At 49.2% G+C, this 18,009-nt stretch carries 17 protein-coding genes and 2 tRNA genes; 16 read left to right on the forward strand and 3 right to left on the reverse strand.

Annotated elements, in window-relative coordinates:
* Positions 1-41 precede the first annotated feature (41 nt).
* The 16 genes from H595_RS0111175 (at position 42) to H595_RS0111250 (ending at position 16,373) form a co-directional block, all read left to right on the forward strand.
* Positions 42-1,310, forward strand: a complete 1,269-nt coding sequence (locus tag H595_RS0111175) for a KAP family P-loop NTPase fold protein (protein ID WP_027671299.1) — start codon at positions 42-44, stop codon at positions 1,308-1,310.
* A gap of 79 nt (positions 1,311-1,389) precedes the next feature.
* Positions 1,390-2,523, forward strand: a complete 1,134-nt coding sequence (locus H595_RS0111180) for a phage protease (RefSeq protein WP_051219842.1) — start codon at positions 1,390-1,392, stop codon at positions 2,521-2,523.
* Positions 2,524-2,527: 4 nt separating this feature from the next.
* Complete coding sequence (locus H595_RS0111185) at positions 2,528-3,454, forward strand: Mu-like prophage major head subunit gpT family protein (protein ID WP_027671301.1); 927 nt, start codon at positions 2,528-2,530, stop codon at positions 3,452-3,454.
* Positions 3,455-3,515: 61 nt separating this feature from the next.
* The gene (locus tag H595_RS0111190) at positions 3,516-3,983 is read left to right on the forward strand and encodes an HI1506-related protein (protein WP_027671302.1); all 468 of its coding nucleotides are present in this window, start codon (positions 3,516-3,518) and stop codon (positions 3,981-3,983) included.
* Complete coding sequence (locus H595_RS0111195) at positions 3,983-4,411, forward strand: gp436 family protein (RefSeq protein WP_027671303.1); 429 nt, start codon at positions 3,983-3,985, stop codon at positions 4,409-4,411. Before H595_RS0111190 ends, H595_RS0111195 begins: the two co-directional genes overlap by 1 nt.
* Positions 4,411-4,833, forward strand: a complete 423-nt coding sequence (locus tag H595_RS0111200; RefSeq protein WP_027671304.1) for a phage tail terminator protein — start codon at positions 4,411-4,413, stop codon at positions 4,831-4,833. Before H595_RS0111195 ends, H595_RS0111200 begins: the two co-directional genes overlap by 1 nt.
* A gap of 13 nt (positions 4,834-4,846) precedes the next feature.
* On the forward strand, positions 4,847-5,593 hold the full coding sequence (locus H595_RS0111205; protein WP_027671305.1) for a phage tail tube protein: 747 nt from the start codon (positions 4,847-4,849) through the stop codon (positions 5,591-5,593).
* A 75-nt stretch (positions 5,594-5,668) separates the two neighbouring features.
* Positions 5,669-9,040 carry a tape measure protein gene (locus tag H595_RS23470; RefSeq protein ID WP_051219843.1) on the forward strand — a complete coding sequence of 1,124 codons (3,372 nt, stop codon included), beginning with the start codon at positions 5,669-5,671 and terminating at the stop codon, positions 9,038-9,040.
* Entirely contained in the window at positions 9,037-9,402 is a 366-nt protein-coding gene (locus tag H595_RS22145; protein ID WP_037054508.1) for a hypothetical protein, read from the forward strand. The genes H595_RS23470 and H595_RS22145 overlap by 4 nt, the downstream gene beginning before the upstream one ends.
* Positions 9,403-9,413: 11 nt before the next feature.
* Positions 9,414-11,846 carry a hypothetical protein gene (locus tag H595_RS23475; protein WP_051219844.1) on the forward strand — a complete coding sequence of 811 codons (2,433 nt, stop codon included), beginning with the start codon at positions 9,414-9,416 and terminating at the stop codon, positions 11,844-11,846.
* A gap of 18 nt (positions 11,847-11,864) precedes the next feature.
* A complete protein-coding gene (locus H595_RS0111225) occupies positions 11,865-12,842 on the forward strand; it encodes a hypothetical protein (protein WP_027671306.1) in 978 nt (325 codons plus the stop codon).
* Complete coding sequence (locus H595_RS0111230) at positions 12,826-13,125, forward strand: hypothetical protein (protein WP_027671307.1); 300 nt, start codon at positions 12,826-12,828, stop codon at positions 13,123-13,125. The genes H595_RS0111225 and H595_RS0111230 overlap by 17 nt, the downstream gene beginning before the upstream one ends.
* Entirely contained in the window at positions 13,122-14,924 is a 1,803-nt protein-coding gene (locus H595_RS22155) for a hypothetical protein (RefSeq protein ID WP_051219845.1), read from the forward strand. Before H595_RS0111230 ends, H595_RS22155 begins: the two co-directional genes overlap by 4 nt.
* Positions 14,917-15,144: a hypothetical protein gene (locus H595_RS0111240; protein WP_027671308.1), complete on the forward strand. Its 228-nt coding sequence runs from the start codon at positions 14,917-14,919 to the stop codon at positions 15,142-15,144. Before H595_RS22155 ends, H595_RS0111240 begins: the two co-directional genes overlap by 8 nt.
* 131 nt (positions 15,145-15,275) lie before the next feature.
* On the forward strand, positions 15,276-15,503 hold the full coding sequence (locus H595_RS0111245) for a hypothetical protein (RefSeq protein WP_027671309.1): 228 nt from the start codon (positions 15,276-15,278) through the stop codon (positions 15,501-15,503).
* A gap of 33 nt (positions 15,504-15,536) precedes the next feature.
* Positions 15,537-16,373: a hypothetical protein gene (locus tag H595_RS0111250; RefSeq protein ID WP_027671310.1), complete on the forward strand. Its 837-nt coding sequence runs from the start codon at positions 15,537-15,539 to the stop codon at positions 16,371-16,373.
* Between the two features lie 222 nt (positions 16,374-16,595).
* Here the strand turns inward: H595_RS0111250 and H595_RS0111255 are convergent.
* From H595_RS0111255 to H595_RS0111260, 3 genes are all read right to left on the reverse strand, one after another.
* Positions 16,596-16,685: transfer RNA gene (locus H595_RS0111255), tRNA-Ser, on the reverse strand.
* Positions 16,686-16,800: 115 nt separating this feature from the next.
* Positions 16,801-17,859, reverse strand: coding sequence for a quinolinate synthase NadA (gene nadA, locus H595_RS22160; protein WP_037054542.1), 1,059 nt, complete (start codon positions 17,857-17,859; stop codon positions 16,801-16,803).
* Between the two features lie 73 nt (positions 17,860-17,932).
* Positions 17,933-18,008, reverse strand: a tRNA-Lys gene (locus tag H595_RS0111260).
* Position 18,009: the final 1 nt, after the last annotated feature.

Here is an 18,009-nt window from a genome sequence, read left to right on the forward strand (position 1 = left end):
AGCGATTTAAAGGGGGTTTGATAAACAAAAGAGAAGCATAAATGAGCCAGGTAGACCATTTTCAAAGAGCACCGTTCGCAGTTGACCTGATTGAAATGGTCAAATCTCTTCCAACTCCCTTTTCTTTCGCGCTGGATGCTGATTGGGGAGCGGGTAAAACTTTTTTTATTAATAACGTCCTTGGGCCAGAAGCAAAGAAACATTTTCCTTGTCTAATATATGACGCGTTCGAGCATGAGAAAGAAGATGATGTATTTCTAAGCATAATGACTTCTATTCTCGAGCAGTCTCAACTTTTAGCGTCGGATAGTCAGTGCGACAATAAAGCTATCCAAAATCTTGTAAAAAAGACCGCTAAAGTGGCTACAACTATTGGAGGTATCGCATTAAACGCTGGGACTAAGCTGTTGCTGAGAGAGGGTTTAGAAGAATTGGTTGACAAAATTACAGAGTCATCTTCCTTAAATGAATCTGTGTCAATTGAGCTTGAAAAAGAAGTAACCAAATTTCTTCAGGAAAGACTAAAGAACGGACAATCTTATAAAGCTGTCAAAGCTGAATTTCAAAAGAGTATCAAAAATCTAGCTAACAATCTTTCGATTAATTTTGGGAAAATACTTGTCATAATTGATGAGCTCGACAGGTGCACCCCCCATCATGCATTAAAAGTTCTAGAGGCAACTCATCATTTGTTGAATACTGAGGGCCTTATTTTCATGTTCTCTTACAACAGAGACCAGTTGGAAGCATTGGTAGAACATGTATACGGAAAGGATATAAAGGCAGGTGAGTACTTGCAAAAATTTGTATCGTTAAATTTTACGTTCCCAACACTGGATAATTTTCAACTTCGTTCTGCCAATAGCAGACTTATGGAAGAAAGAGTCGAAATGCACGGCTCTAATTTGACCAATGCTGGTATCTTAATCAGTGTTATCTCCAGCATTTCAAAACGAGCTACCGTAGCACCAATGACACCACGTCAAATGCAACAATATACCTCTCTTTTTTTAATGACCAACAATACAAAACTAAATAAAGCCTTAAACATTGTAAGTCACGATGAGGTAGCCGCATTGATGTACTGGAAGCTAACAAAGCCCAAAGCTCTATCATTATTAATCAGTCCTGCAACTCAGCTGCCAGAGCGACTAAAAATCATGGAAGAACTTCAATATGATGAATTAATTCCTCAGGAGTCGCATCGCCAGAATTTTTTAGCTGATTATTTAAAAGAAGATCTGGAATTAGTTGAACATCAAAGAGCTGAAATTTATCGCGCTTTACAAGTTTTCAATGTGTTAACTTGAATTAGCAAAGCGCTTTAATCTACAACCGCCAACCTAATCCCCCACAATCAGCCCAGGCTAATCACTTACCTGGGCTGAAATGTTTAAAACTTCCACTACCTCACTTGCTGTACTGACAGCTATTGCACAGGCGAACCAAGGCCTGGGCGTTGCCGTGCTTAGCGAGCAAATAGATACCACCGATGGCTGGGTGCAGCTGTTGCCAGATGGTGACTTCAGCAGCATTGATGGTCGCCCGCATGACGTACCAGGTGGCAAGTGGAAAATGAACGCTGAAATAGCAGAGCGTTTAATCAGCCAGGTGCAGCTGCGTGCTAACGAGCTGCCAATTGATTACGAGCATCAAACCCTTAAAGCGGCTGATAATGGCAAGCCAGCCCCTGCTGCGGGCTGGTTTAAAGAAATGCAGTACCGTGCTGGCAAAGGTCTTTTTGTAAAACCCACCTGGGTGGCCGACGCTAAGCAGCGCATTATCAACCGCGAATACCGATACTTATCTGCTGTATTTCCATACGACAGAACCACCGGCGAACCCCTGGCCATTAACATGGCCGCACTAACCAACTATCCAGGACTGGACGGCATGCAAGCGCTTGCCAGCCTCGCTGCTCAGTTTGGTACCGCTGGTAACGACTCACCCACCACCAACCCAAGAGAGAAAGCCATGAATGAGCTGCTTAAAAAGCTGCTTAGTCGGCTGGGCATTGTCATTGACGACGGTACCGAACCAACCGAGCAGAACATCAACGACGCCATAGCGGCCTTAACCGCAATGGACACCGGCAAGGATAAGGTTGCTGCTTTAACCGCAGAAATTGCAGCCTTAAAAGCTGACACCGGCAACATCGACCACAGCAAATACGTGCCGGTTGATGTTTACCACGCGCTGCATGCCGAGCTGGCATCGCTCAAAGCCAACAACGATGTACTCACCGTTGACCAGGTAATTGAGCAGGCTCAGAACGACGGCAAGTTAATTGTGCCGGCAGAGCTGAGCTATCTGAAAAGCCTGGGCAAGCAAAGCCTGGCTGCGCTGAAAGCGTCGCTGGATTCGCGCCCGGTTGTAGCTGCATTAATGGGGAAACAGACAAAAGGAAAGGCCCCCGACGATGTAAATAAACCCACCGTGGCAGCGTTAACCGCTGACCAAAAAACTGTCGCCGACCAGCTGGGTATCAGCTACGACGATATGGCCAAAGACTTAGGAGCCTAATCACATGGCATTAATTAACAGCGCTGTACTGAACGCCCTGCGGGTGTCGTTCAGCAAAAAGTTTCAGGAAGGCGTTTCCCGCGCCGAGCCGCAAGTTAGCCAAATTGCTACGGTGGTTCCGAGCTCGTCAAAGAGCAATACCTATGGCTGGTTAGGCCAATTCCCTAAGTTCCGGGAATGGATTGGTGATCGTGTTCTGAATTCAATGAAAGAACATGGCTACACCATTACCAACAAAAGCTATGAAACAACTGTTGAAGTTGATCGTGATGACATCCAGGACGACAACATAGGTGTGTACGCGCCGATGATGGATGAAATGGGTTATGCCTCTGCCGTGTTCCCCGACGAGCTTTGTTTCCCATTGTTAAAAGCTGGCTTTACCACCGAGTGTTATGACGGCCAGTACTACTTTGACACCGACCACCCAGTAAATGCCGCAGTAGATGGCAGCGGCGCAGACACTTCAGTATCGAATGTGATCATTGACGGTGCCTACGTTGGCGAGCCTTGGTTCCTGCTGGATGTTAGCCGCTCGCTTAAACCAATTATTTACCAGGAACGCACCAAGCCAGTGTTTACGGCAATGGACAACCCGAATGACGAAGCGGTGTTTATGCGCAAGATGTTCCGCTATGGCGTTGATGTTCGCGGTAATGCTGGCTTTGGCTTCTGGCAAATGGCGGTTGGCGTCAAGAAAACCCTGGCTTACCAGAGCCTGTGGGATGCCATCAGCTTGATGAAAGGCTTTAAAGCCGATGGTGGCCGCCCGTTAGGCCTGGGTAAAGGCAAGCTACTGTTGGTTGTGCCATCTAGCATGGAACAGCTTGCGCTGCAGCTTAAGGAACGTGAGCAGATCAGCGACGGTACCACCACCGTTAGCAACGAACTGCGCAATAAGTTCGACGTCCTGGTAGCTGACTTCCTGTAAGCCAGCTTAACCCTAACTTTGCCGCCCTGGAGTAGTTAGCCAGGGCGAGCAGGAGAAACCCATGTCAAAAGTATTAGTTATTTATGCGGTGGCAGCTCTGGCCGGTACGTTTCGCCGGGCCGGCACTACCTTTACCACTGAGGGCGTCGCTTTCCCGGAAGGTCATTTCAGCCCCGAGCAGCTTAACGCCATCAATGCAGAAAAACGCTTGTCTGTGCGTGAAGTTGAAGCCAGCGCTGTACCAGAAACAGTTGATACCCGACTGCTGGAAGCTGCAGCTGCACGTAAAGCGAATGAAAAAGGCCAGGCGAAAAAAGGTGAAGGCAATGCGCCAACAGCTGAAACGCTGGACCAGGCATTCGCCCTGTTAGACAAGAGCAACAATGACCACTTTACTGCCACCGGCTTGCCGCAACTGGATGCACTGTCGCGCTTATTGTCGCGGCCAGTTAAAGCTGCAGAGCGTGATCCGGCTTGGGCTGAGTTTGTGGCCAAGCAAAGCGCTACCAACCAGCAAGGCGCTGAGTAATGCCCTACTGCACTGTTACCGACATGGTAAGCCGTTATGGCCAGCAGGACTTAAGCCTGCTGAGCTGGCGCGAAGGCTCTGCCGATGGTGAGCTTAATCAGCCCGTTATCGAACAAGCCATAGCTGACGCCAGTGCCGAAATTAATGGCTATATCGCCGGGCGTTACGAGTTGCCACTGGCGCAGGTACCTGATGTTTTGGTACGCCACTGCTGTGACATCGCTCGTTACTTGCTCGGCGGTGACCGCGTGCCGGAATCGGTGCAAAAGCGTTACGACAGCGTTATTAGCTACCTGGTTAAAGTTGGCAAAGGCGAGCTGAGTTTGGGGCTGTCGCAAGGCACCCCCGCTGAGCCCAGCGACACCATTGCCATGATCCAGGCTGATGGCCAGATATTTAACCGCAAAAACAGCAAAGGGTTTATCTGATGTTGGACATTGCAGAAGACTATCTGGCCACCGAGCAGCACCTGGAGGCAGTGCTGAAAAATATTGAGGGGTTAAGAAAGGTTTACTGTAGTGCCGACATGGCCGAAGTGACCGATAAAACCCAGGCAACCCCATGCGCCCACGTTATCTACATGGGCGACAAGGTACCGGAAAGCGTTCAGGCCGGCAGTCTGATCCACGTAACACAAACATGGTTAGTCGTGCTGGCCGTAAGGCTTAGCCCCGACAGCAGCAAGGAAGCTGGCAAGTTACTGGCACGCACGCTGCGCGGCATTCAACAAAACAGTTTTGTTCAGGGCATTGGCCCGCTGAACAGAGTAAACGCTCCCGCCAGGCCCCTGTTAAAAAGCGGCTTTGGTTATTACCCCCTGGCGTTTGAAGTCAGGTTCCGAGTTAAATAAAAGGAGATCGCCCATGAGCGGTTTAATGTTATCAGGTGACATCTTTATTGATCGTTTGACCGACACCGGTGCCAGCACTGGTTTAATTGGTCCAATCAACGTAACCCAATTGGCTATCAATACACCTAGCAACGAAGCTGTGCGGCCCAGCAAGAAAAAGGCTAGCTATGGCCAGGCGCTGGACATTGTTAAAACGGCGCAACCTACCGAAGTGACCATCGCTTTTGATGACCAGCCCGCTGAGTTATTAGCAATGGCGTTACTCGGCGACACGTCTGTGATTAACCAGGCCAGCGGCACTGCTACCGATGAAGCCGTAACCCTTCCAGCTAACCAGCGCTGGGTGCAGTTGGCCCATAGCAATCTAGCAGCTGAAGGTATTTCGGGTGCAATTGTAGCGCCAGCAGGACCATTGGCCATTGCAGCTGATATCGAAATTAACTATGCAGCTGGTTTGGTGCGCGCGCGTAAAGGCGGTGCTGTTGAAGAGGGTGGCGCAGTTACCCTGACCTACCAATACAATGCCATTAGCGGCATGGCCGTTAAAGGTGGCGTGCGCCCGCAAATCCGTGCCCGCATCATTGGCGATATGAAAAACCTGGCTACAGGGAAAAACGCTAAGTTGGATATCCCGGAAGCATCATTGGCACCCACGAATGCTGTTGACTTTATGGCATCAGAATTCGTTACCACCACACTGGCTGGCAAAATCAAACTGGTGGATGGCAAAGACGCCCCGTTTGAATACCACGATCTGTAATTAGAGACGCGACCACACAAGTGAGGCCGCCCGGCCTCACTTTTTCCAAGACGCAAAAATTAGAGATATGCCAGCATGAGCAAGAACCTCGAACTAGCACTTAAAATAGCGGCAACCGTTACCGGTGATAAAGACCTGGCACGGATGGCTGACTCTGTGCGCGATGTTGGCGACAGTGCTGCCGAGGCAGATCCAAAAACCGAAGCACTGGCCAGTGAGTTGGATAAGCTGGCCAACCAGACCAAATTAATTAAAGAGTTCGACGACAGCAGCCAGGCACTGCGCAACCACGAAATAGCAACCGCTGCAGTAGCGACGAAACTTGAACAGCTGCAGCTTGAAGCTAAGCAAACGGGTGCCCCTTTTGTTGAGCTGGCCAAAACCATTGATTCAGCAGACACCCAGCTTGAGCAAATGCGCCAGGAACTGGCAAAGCAAGCTGAGAACCACAACCGGCTGCAGACAGAACTAAAACAAACTGGCCTTGATACTCGCAAACTTTCAGAAGAAAAACGCCGGGTTCAAACAGAGTTTAGACGTGCTGCAACCGACGTTAAAAAGCTGGGTAATGATTACCTGCGGGCTAATGGCCAGCAGCGCAGTTTCTCCCAGGGGGCAGCTGGCTTAACCAGCAGACTTGTTGCACTGGCCGGTACTTATCTTGGCTTAAACCGCCTTTATAACGTCATTACTAACATTTTCAGCACCGGCATACTATTTGAAAAGCTCGAAGTGCAGTTTACTGCCCTTATGGGCAGCTTCGCGGGTGGTGAACAGGCCACCGCCTGGGTAAAAGAATTCGCCAAAAACACCCCGCTATCGATTGAAGAAGTTAGCCGGGCCTTTGTAAGGTTAAAGGCTTTCGGCCTTGATCCAATGGATGGCAGCTTACAGGCCATTACCGACCAGGCTTTAAAGTTAGGCGGAGGCTTCCAGGAAGTAGAAGGCATCAGTCTGGCCCTTGGTCAGGCGTGGGCCAAACAAAAGCTGCAAGGCGAAGAGATCTTGCAGCTGGTAGAACGCGGCGTGCCTGTGTGGGACTTGCTGGCCCAGGCAACAGGTAAAAATACCATTGAGCTGCAAAAGTTAAGCGAACAGGGCCGCTTAGGTCGTGACGTTATCCGCCAGCTTATGGATGAAATAGGCAAGCAAGCTGCCGGCTCAGCTGCTGCCAATATGGGCTTACTGTCTGGATTAATTTCCAACGCCAAAGACAACATGCAGCAGTTTTACAATCTGATCGCTACCTCAGGCGTGATGGATGTCCTTAAAGAGCAAATAGCCCAAATTAACTTGCAGTTTGAGCAGATGGCCGCTGATGGTCGCTTGCAGCAAATTGCCCAGCAGATAAGCGATTCCTTATCGTCAATTGTGCAAAGTGGCGGTGGTAGTTTAAGTGCGTTCCTGGACAATTTTGCCGCTTTTGTTCAGGCAGTAAGCGCGCTATCCGGCACTATTCGTATTATTTTTAATGGCCTTAGTGCTGGTGTATCGGCATTAGCAGCTGCTTTTACCGGTGCATTTTCGGTAATGCTTAACGGTTATGCAACCCTGGTTGCTGCTTTAGGTGGGGACGAAATCAGCAGAGGACTTAAGAATGCCGCTGATTTTATGCAGCAGCTGTCAAAAGCGTATCTGGATCAGGTTGTCCAGGACGGCGAAGATATTAAAGCCGCCTGGGCGCAAATAACTGGAGAGGTAGAAGCCACCACCGCCAAGGCATACCAAACCGCCACCCAAATTGTCCAAACCGAAACCGACAAGCAAAAGCAGGCCATTGACTCTGTAGCCGAAGCTGAAAAGGCCAGAGTGCAGCAAACGGAAGAGGCTTACCGGGCATTGGGTATTGCGTCAACAACTGCCTTGCAAACTGCAGCTGAAAACGCCCAGGCTGCTTACGAAGTTATCGCCAGTGGCGACGAGCCAATAGAGCAGCAACGCCAGGCGTTTTTAAAATGGGCTGATGCTGCCCTGGCTGCAGCCAAAGCAACCGGCGATACCGTTCCTCAGCAAATCCGGGCACAAGCTGCCGCACTGGGCTTAACCTCTGCGCTGGATGATTTAGCCAGCAAACAAGGTATTTCGTTTGAGCTATCTGACAAACAGTCACAGAGCTTCAATGCCTTAAAGCAAGCGTTCGACAAAACCAAGTTATCAATAGAGTTTTATAAACAGACGATTGATAGCTCCACCGCCAGTATTGAAGAAAAACGCCTGGCGACACTGCGCTTACTGGAAGCTGAGCAGCTGCTGCAAGGCCAGGCTGAGGCTTTGCTGCAAGTTGAGCAACTGAAAACCAAAACTTTCTTTGAAGCACAACTGGCACTTGAAGACGCGAAGCTCAAAGCAGAGCAAATTACCCAGGCTTACATGGCTGGCACACTCAGCACCGAGCAATACAACCAGCAGCTGCAACGCCAGATAATGCTGATCCAAATCCTGCAGGATTTGGTGCCAGATGTTAAAGACGATACCGAGCAACATGGCGATACCCAGCAAAACACTGGTCAACAGGTAGACAGAACTAACCAGTCGATTAAAGAGCAGTCGTCTGCGCTGCAGAGTCTGTCTGAAGATACCGATACAGCTACCAAATACACCAGCTTGTATGCAGGTGCTCAGGAATGGCTGCGAAAGCAATTCGATTTTTCTTCATCCAGCAGCCAGGACTTAGCTAAGCGTTACGACGAACTAACCGGCTTTATTAATCAGAACCGCCGGGCCCACAACGAATGGTGGCGTGAACTAGCACGCTCCAGTAATGCGGCCTTTACCCGCGAACAGCAGTTCATCAGCGAAACCCTGAAAGTAAGAGAGTACACCGCCCAACTGGAAAGCAGTGCTGCAACGATGCAGGACGTGAACCGAATCAGTATGCTGTTAAGTTCGCAATTCAAACAGCTTGGCGACAATGAGCTGGCACCGTTACGTAACGCCATTACCGACGCTGAGCGCCGCATCCTATCAATGCGCGATAGCTTAGAGGGCACCGTTAACAGCCTGCGTGACGAGCTGGACCGGCTCAACAATGACCAGGCAGCCATCGAGCAGCGTCGTTATCAGCAGCAGCTGGCTGAGCTGCAGGCAAAACTAAAAGAAGCTCAGGCCACTGGTGACAAGCAAGCAGTTGCCACTGCCCAGGAAGCGCTTCGCCTGGCCAAAGAGATTTACGCTATTAAAACCGCTCAGTTTAAAGAAGAACAATCCACTCAGGCCGCTGCCGGCACAGGCCAGCAACAAGCCACCACCCCAACCGCGCGCACTACAGCCCGCCAACCAGCAGCTGCCCCGGTGCCCGCTACAACCGGAACAAGTGCTACAAGCGGCGCTAACACAGTGCGCCTGGAGCTGGCGTTACCAGGAAAAACTTACACCGCGACAATGGCAGGTAATGACGCTGCCAGCCTGATGCGGCAAATAGAGCGTGAAGCGAGTACATCACTATGATGATTGACACTATCCCAGTGCCAGATATGCCCTGGACAAACGAATACACCTGGTCCAGTTGGGTAGCTACAACACAGTATGCCGGCAGTGGCGCACTGCTGGTTGAACCGGCACAAAAACAAGCTGGCCGGCCCATTGTGCTGCAAGAAGACTTACTTACCCGCGAAGTAGTAAACCAGCTACTGGCCCACAGCGAAGCCACGCTTGGAAGCTTTAATATCACTCTGGGTGATGCTCGCACCTTTACCGTGATGTGGGATTACAGCGCACCGCCTGTTACTGCAACACCGCTCCTGGATGAAGTGGACCCGGACAATAACAGCCTTTTAATGGCCGTTACCTTACGTTTTATAACTGTTTAAAAGGTATTTAAATGCTACGCACCGACCTGAAAATTTTTAAAAGTGAGCGCATGACCCAGCAGGCCGACGCCGGCGGCCAGCGCACAGCTATTGAGGTTATTAATGGCAAGCTAAACGAGGTGTTTGGCAATATCAGTGATATCGACCACGCGCAATCGGCGTTTGATATTGTAAAGATTTACCCGGCTGTATCCACTGCCAATACAGCCCTGCTGCAAGATGGACACTTTTATCTTAACGAGCCGCCTCTCGATGCAAAGGTCGATATCATGATCATCGAGTCTGACGCAATCAACGACGGCAGTGAACGTGTTGACATAATTAACGCCATTGAAAGTAGCGTAGTGCCGAGCTTAACGCTTCGCCGTGGTTTGTCGGAAATGATAGCCGGTCAGGATCAGCTTAATGCCTTAGATTTAACCCAAGCCGCAGCCGATGGTGGCGAGCAGCCAACGGTTACTTTACGTATGGGTGGCATTTATGTGATCAGTGTCGAGTACACCGGCAGCGAAGACGTTGACTGGCCGCGTTATCAGCACTTTATTAAAGTCACCGCAATCGAAACCACCGCCATCCGGTTTGAACCTCCGTTGCCATTCCCTGCCCCAGGCCGCAGCCGTCTCGTAAATAGCCAAAACCGTTGCACTGTATTGCGTGACATTACCACTGGCTCGGGTGTGACTTATCATGGTGTTACCCAGTTGACCGATGCGGCTGCTGGAACAACGTTGCAAGTTGAAAACACCGTTGGCAGAGTTACACCGCGTATTACGGAATCTGTTGAGCACCTTGCCAACAAACCATTTGAAGCAGAAAGCGGGCTTATTACTAAGTTGGTGGAAATTCCGGCTGCGGGTGTTTCATATAGCTTGCCAATTCCAGACTTTATTCAACTGCCTGGCTATTCAAGCGCGCCAGGAGTGTCTTACATCTCAGGCGGCAAAGTTTATAAACAAAGTTATAGTAATGCGTATATAACGGCCGGCCAGTTCGACTTCGCCATACAGCGCACGCCTGATCCTGACACCAAAATACAGGTGCGTTATTTCAGCACTAATCGTTACAGTATCTATAACTACCCGGACGTGATACCTGCTGGCTATACCCTACAGCCTTTAACGGTAAGAGGCTCTGCGCTCAAGGCTACATCCAATGAGCGCTACACCCTTCGCCAGGATGAAACTGATCCAACCCGTTTTGAGGTATTTATCTCAAGCGCCGTTTTTGGCAATAGCACTACTCTGGCAGTCATCCTTGACCTGGAGAACGGCACGCCAACTTACTTCAACAGCTACAGCGAGCTGCAGTACACGGCGGTATTGGAAAACGATGCCGCCGCTGGCGAATCAGCAACCACAGCTGAATTTGTAACGCCGTTTAACGAGGTGCTGCCCGATACATTCTATGTTGTTGTGCAACGGGTAACCGGAGGCTTATTAACTGCCAGCGGTGACATTAGCGGCGTTATTACCGGCGTAAATGTTTCCGGTACCATAACCGGTAATGTCGTTTCATTGGTGTTCGCCGAGCCGGTAAAACTAAGCACTTTGGAATACAGCATCAACGAAGTTGTTGAGTTGGTACCACCGGCAACCCTTTTTGGCATAAACCCGTTACGTCTGCCAAATGGCGGTGAAGTTAAACTATACCGGCCATTTGGTGTTATCTGCGTATCCAATAATATTTATCAAGACGCGGCCAGCCTGCCAGCGGCTCAGGTAATTAATGCCAGGGCAAACAGCTTTATCGACATAGTAGACAGTGCCGGTGAAAGCCTGTGGCACCCCAATAACACCCACTACGAATACGATAAAGACACTGGCGAAATCACCATTGTTGATACCAGTGCTTTTACCGCCCCGTTTGAAATCATCGACACCTTAAGCGAATTGGCTTTGGTAACAGCCGTCGAGTCTAACCAGCTAAAAATAGCTACAGCGCTGCAAGGTGCATTTCCTGCCGGCAGCATTGTCAGCAGTGTTTACCAGTTGGGTGATTTGCAAGCGCGGTTTACCAATGTGTTTGATCAAGTTACCTGGAACGGTACCTGGGCAGATGTGATCCAAGGAGAACCGGCAGCGGCGACTTATAACAACATCGCTTACCCCATTGAAGTGATCAACGAGTCGGCAATCAATGAACGCTGGGCATTTATCTTTACCAGCGATTCAGCATTTCGTTGCATCGGTGAGAACGTCGGCCAGGTAGGTACCGGCGATATTCTGAATGATTTTGCACCGATAAACCCGACAACTGGTTTGCCTTATATGATTGTTCGCAAACAAGGCTGGGGCGGCGTTGGTGTATGGCAACCAGGTAACGCGTTGTTCGGAACAAGTGTCGCATCCTCAAAACCTGCAGTGCTTGTACGTTCAGTGTCAGCAGGCCACAGAGCAATTAATCAGGATTCAATGCGAGCCCATTTCAGCGGCAACGCCCAGTAAATAAGTCAGGAGTAAAACATGACACAGCCAGTAACAGTTTATCGATGGGATGATCCGGGTGCACCGCAAATCGGAAATGGCCGCGCAAGTGACATAATCGACATTTGGCAAAAATGTTTGGTTGATGGCTATGGCACCCAGTTACCTTTGGGATGGACTCGCCCGTTTTACGATGCAGTAAACCAACGTGCAGTTTATCGCAACATTGTTGCTGACGGTGGTAGTGGTGGTTATGCAATTTTATACAGTAATACTGCTAACGATGCAGAATATAACCTGATGCGTTTAACCCATGCTAAAAGTATGGTTGATATCGACACGCCCATTGGGCAGGGTGCAATAAAGGCTTTTCAAGTACAGAGTGCGACTGGTAATCGTCAATTTACAAAATGGGTGTTAATAGGTACATCAATCGGATTCTTTTTCATAATTACCCGGAATAACATGCCGATGGGTGGTAGTGCTGACTACAACCCGTCAATGTATGTAGGTGATTTATTCTCGTCTACACCTAATGATGCTGGTCGATTTATAACTGACACCGGTCAAAGTGGTCCTGCAGATACCACAGGTGTCGGTTTTTTAAGCACTTTAGATTACTTATCAACAAACGGTAGCGTTGGTGGTGCTAAAATATGGGGCAGCGATAATAGCAATGTATCGGCAAGTTATAATTTTTATAGCCTGGGTTATTATCAAGCAAGTACAAATAGGAACTCATCGCCAGTTACCCCTCAGATGCTAGGTCCCTGCTACTATGCAAAATCACAACTTGGTACAGGTTTTGGGGTTTATGATGCCGCATACGACCCTGTATCGCCAGGGTTCAGGGGTTTTATGCCTGGGTTACACCATTGTATAAATCACTATTCTTTTGAACTGACCTGGCCGCAAATCATCACACATGCTGGTAATGACTTTTGGATGATGCGATCAGTGCAGGGTAGCCCTGCTGTTCTATTACAATTAGGGGCGTGGCATGATCCTTTCGTTTAAACCGATAGTGCCAGAAACAAACAGGGGTATGGTTGAATTAGACTTCGACCCCGCTGCTGAGCGATATGCTGTATTAGACCGTGCAAGTATGACAATGTTATGGAATGGCCCGGTACCCCCAGCAAACCCTGCCAAGATTATCGTCCCATTCGAATACACCAATAATTTTAACTTAATGGTGTTGAATATCGACGATAGCGGCACCCCAAGTTACTACGTTGCTGGCAACGATAAAGTACAAGCCCGGGTTGTAGACGCGCGCCTGATAACGCTTAATCCATGATTGCAGTAGTTGTTCGCTTTACCCGGAGCGGTCCTGGCGTAGTTAGCCCGGTAACCATCCGTTTTGAAGGGGACGAGCCGCCACCGCCACTGCCTATTGCAGCGCCAAATATCACAATGGCAATGGTAAGTAGGTTTAGCCGTGGCGCTGGCCATTTGGGGCGGTTTACTAAAAAAGCTTGGCAAAGTGGCGATATCACTAATTCGGTAAAGGTTCGTTGGTCGTCAAATCCGGCGACAATTAAGTTGGTTCATACTATTTGGAATGCAAACCCGGATTTAGTAACTCAGCAGCAACTAATGCGTTGGGCCGTCTGGCCATTGGTGACAGAGCAGCAAAAAACTAACTGGGGTGGCTGGCAACTAAAAGCAACGCAGCATTTAACAAGCTGGGCTGTTTGGCCAGTAGTCGGAAGACAGTTACAAGCCACCTGGCTACCAACTATAAAAGCACAGAGGTATCAGCAAAAAAGCCGCTGGCAGCACACAGCTATTACTGAGCAGTTAACGAGCCTGTTTTACAACTACAACCCCGACCTTACCCAGGGCTACAAACTGCCTTATGGCCCACGGCCACCAAGCTATATTTGCAGTAAAGATGCCTGGCCAACTAAAGGCGTTGTAAAAGTGCGTTTTCATACGCCAGGCGCACCAACCAGCGGTGTGATTACTGTCCGGTTTAGCAACGAGCATAACCCGTTGATATGCGAACTCGACATAGGCGGTGGGCTGATACCACCATTGCCAGATTTACCAACCATCGACACTACCAAGCCTATTACGCCACCAAGGCGCAGGAGCTACATTATGCGGCCAGAATTACGCTGCTATCGCGTTAGCGATAACACTGAAATCAATATTGTCGGCGCCAGCTGGAGCATATCGCGCAGCCAATGGGGTGCCACTATCAGCTTGCAGTGCGGCAGCAAGGGCGACAAGGACCTGCTTTTCGCTGACGGTATAGAGCAGGAATTTAAACTGGTTATAAACGGCTTTGAATTCTACGGCCTGGCTGAATCATTTAACTACTCAGGGGCATTTGGCTCTAACAGCTATACAGTAGAGGCACGCAGTAGCGCAGCCATACTGGCCAGCCCACACGCACCAGCACGGTCTTATTCAAACCCTACAGCTAAAGGCATTGCAGCTTTAATAAGTGACGAGCTAATTGGCACTGGCTGGGGCTACGATTTTGAAATGAACCAGTTCAACGTGCCTGCAGGCGTATTCTCTTACGCCAATAAAACCCCAATCGAAGCGATTGCCCAAATCGCAGCAGCCATTGGCGGCATGGTCTATCCAGACGGTGAAACCAAGACCCTGCATATTCGGCCCCAGTGGCCAGTAACACCTTGGGCCATTGCGTTAGCCACACCAGATGTTGCTGTGCATGATGATGTGATCCAGGCACTAAGTAGCAGCCCTGCCAGCACTCCACTGTATAACGCGGTGTTTGTGCGCGGTGAGCAACAAGGCCTATCAGCAAAAGTTAAGCGCACCGGTTCGGCCGGTGATAATGTCGCTGCGGATATAGTTGGTCCTTTGATGGTCGATAGCCTGGCACTGCGCCAACGAGGAACTGCAGAACTGGCTAACTCAGGCCGCAAAGATGCATTGCAGTTAAACTTGGTGATAATGGACTTGCTACCGCCTCTGATACCAGGACAAGTGCTTGGCATTACATGGCAAACTGAAACCTATAAGGCGCTGGTCGACAGCATTGCCATAACAGCGCAGACCGGCCAAAACGGTACGTTAACTGTCAGGCAGAATGTAGGAGTGCTACGCAGCTATGAGTAACAGCTACCGCCGCCTGCGTTCGCTAACGCAAAACCAACCCCGCACAGTGGCCACCGTAACCAGTCACAACCCGGATGGCACCAGCACAGTCCAGTTAATGGGCGGTGCATTTATCACAGTACTTGGCCAGGATGTTGAAGTGGCCAACAAAGCTTATATAGAAGGAGGGTTAATTGTCGGCCAGGCTGCAGACCTGCCATACAGCGAAATTGAGGTATAAAACGACTTAATTGTATAAGAAATAAACTAAATACTTAGATATCAGTTTTTTGTAAGGGATTAATCGGTACTACTCAGTAGTTTACTAATAGATTATCTGGTAATTAATACACAACTTAATCGGAGCTCAACATGGTTAAACGCAGTTTTCTAACATTAGCTTTGCTGGCCTGCTTTACTGTCAACTTTGACGTAAATGCAAGCGAGGTTTGCGAGCAGATTACCGACCCGGTAGCAAAGCTTTCCTGTTTGGTACTAGCGCCGGCCCCATCGCCTCAGCCGCAACCAATGGGCCCCGGCTCAGGTGGCACTGGTGGCAAAGATGAGCCACCAAAGGAACCACAGAAGGTCCCTGAGTAGTTTAAAAGCCTAAGTAGTTTAAAAGGTAATTTAATGGACAACATTACAGCGTTTTTGCTGGATACAATTTGGATCGTATCATTCTGCCTGGCGATGATTTACAACATCGCCAGGCGTGCCGATCTAAAGCCTCTTATTTGGCTGGCAGCGATACTGGCAGCAGTGTACGCGCTGAATCATTCTGTAACTGCTTACTTGTTTGATGGTAAGTCTTTCAGGGAGCACATGACGTTCCAATACATCCTTTGGGGCAGTGCATGCGCCTTGATTGTCATAGCAGCTTTAGTATATCGCTACCTTACTAACACCCGACTCTACTGGGTTACGTATGTTGTGTTTGCTGTGCTGGCCATAGACATGTTGGGCAATAGCCTCATGCACATTGACCAAAATATAATGGGCTTAGACGACTGGGGTGATCCTAATGTGCTTTGGAGTAAGGACCGTTGGTGGCTGTGGTATTGGTACTCAGCCCAAAGCAATATTAACAATGCAATTATACTGGCGGTACTGTTTTTACCGATAGGAATGGAAAGTGGTGTAATGAAGCAATTAGCTAACATTAAAAGAGTGTTTAAAAGCTTGTTTAACGGGTTTAATTTCTTCCGGTCTATTGGCGGTTTAAACGCTGCATACAACCGCATCAATGTGATCCAGGACATGATAGACGCCATGCCAAAAAGCGAACAGCCACAGGCTCTGTCATTCCTTGCATCAGCTAAAGAGCTGTTGTATCGCCAAGATGAAACAGGAGTCGACCACCTTAGTGGGGCTAACCTTCTGCTCGATGCTGCTGCCCATGTTGCCCTGCACCACCCAGCTGCGCAGCCAACCAATTCATTATCAGCAGTAACAGCAAAGGGCAGGTAATGCCTGCCCTTTGTTTCTCAAACTACCCTGCGATTTTACGCCCGGCTTAATTCTCAAACTGCCCTGCGCAAATTCTCAAACTAATCGCGCGGCTACAACTAAAGTGCGTTCCAACTTGTTCCTGACAAGTTGGTCGAACCGAATGGTTCTCATCAAATCCTCGATCTCTGCCGCATAAATGAAAAAGGCCCACGCTTTTGGCGTGGGCCTTTGTCATTTATCTGGCGGAGAGAGAGGGATTCGAACCCTCGTTAGGGATTAACCTAAACACACTTTCCAGGCGTGCGCCTTCAGCCACTCAGCCATCTCTCCGGAACTTGCGTTGCAAGCGCGGCTATACTAGGGAAATATCGCCTGCGCTGCAACTGTTATATAACGTAGCACTTTGCTTTTGCCTGCTTTTTAAACAGGTAATAGACAAAACCGTTTAAGCGTTGCCTTTTACTTGTGTTTTAAGCGCTGTGGCAAAGTTAAGCATTCTGTTTAACGGAATAAGCGCTTTTTCTCTTACCTGTGCATCAACAAAGATTTCATGCCCGGTGGTGTCAGTTAACGCCGCTTCAATGGCTTTTAAGCCGTTCATTGCCATCCAGGGGCAATGTGCACAGCTTCTACACGTCGCGCCGTTACCGCCGGTTGGGGCTTCAATAAAGGTTTTATTCGGCATTAACTGCTGCATCTTGTAAAAGATGCCTTTGTCTGTGGCGACAATAAATACGTCATTGGGTAAGGTCTGGCTGGCTTTAATCAGCTGGCTGGTTGAGCCTACGGCATCTGCGAGTTGTACTACGCTGTCAGGTGATTCAGGATGAACCAATACGGCAGCATTAGGATACTGCTTTTTCAGCTCGACAAGCGCATTGGCTTTGAATTCGTCGTGTACAATACAGGCCGCATTCCACAGTAGCATGTCGGCACCGGTTTGCTTTTGCACATAAGCGCCTAAGTGCTTGTCCGGGCCCCAGAGGATTTTTTTACCCAGGCTGTCGAGATGGTCAACAACATCCAGTGCAATAGACGAAGTAACCACCCAATCGGCGCGGGCTTTTACTGCGGCTGAAGTGTTGGCATACACTACTACCACGTGATCCGGGTGTTCATCACAAAACGCCGAGAACGGCTCTGCCGGGCAGCCTAAATCTAATGAACAGGTGGCGTCTAATGTTGGCATTAACACGGTTTTATTCGGTGTAAGAATTTTTGCAGTTTCGCCCATAAACTTAACGCCAGCGACGATTAAGGTTTTTGCTGGGTGCTCATTACCAAAACGTGCCATTTCTAATGAATCTGACACACAACCACCGGTTTCTTCGGCTAAAGCCTGAATTTCCGGATCGGTATAGTAGTGCGCTACCAGCACCGCATCTTTTTGTTGTAACAACGCCTTGATACGATCTTTATAGGCTTGTTTATCGTCGCTGCTCAGTGGCACCGGCTTTTGGGGAAAGGCAAAGTCTTGCTCTGTGAAATACAACGCTTGTTCCATAGGGCTCACCCACTGGCTGAAAAAATGGCGGCTAGTATAGCGCTGGAAAGTAATAAAAGACAGTGAATCGGCATGGTGGGTCGTGCTGGATTCGAACCAGCGACCAATTGATTAAAAGTCAACTGCTCTACCAACTGAGCTAACGACCCA

Source organism: Rheinheimera baltica DSM 14885, assembly GCF_000425345.1.
Classification (GTDB): domain Bacteria; phylum Pseudomonadota; class Gammaproteobacteria; order Enterobacterales; family Alteromonadaceae; genus Alishewanella; species Alishewanella baltica.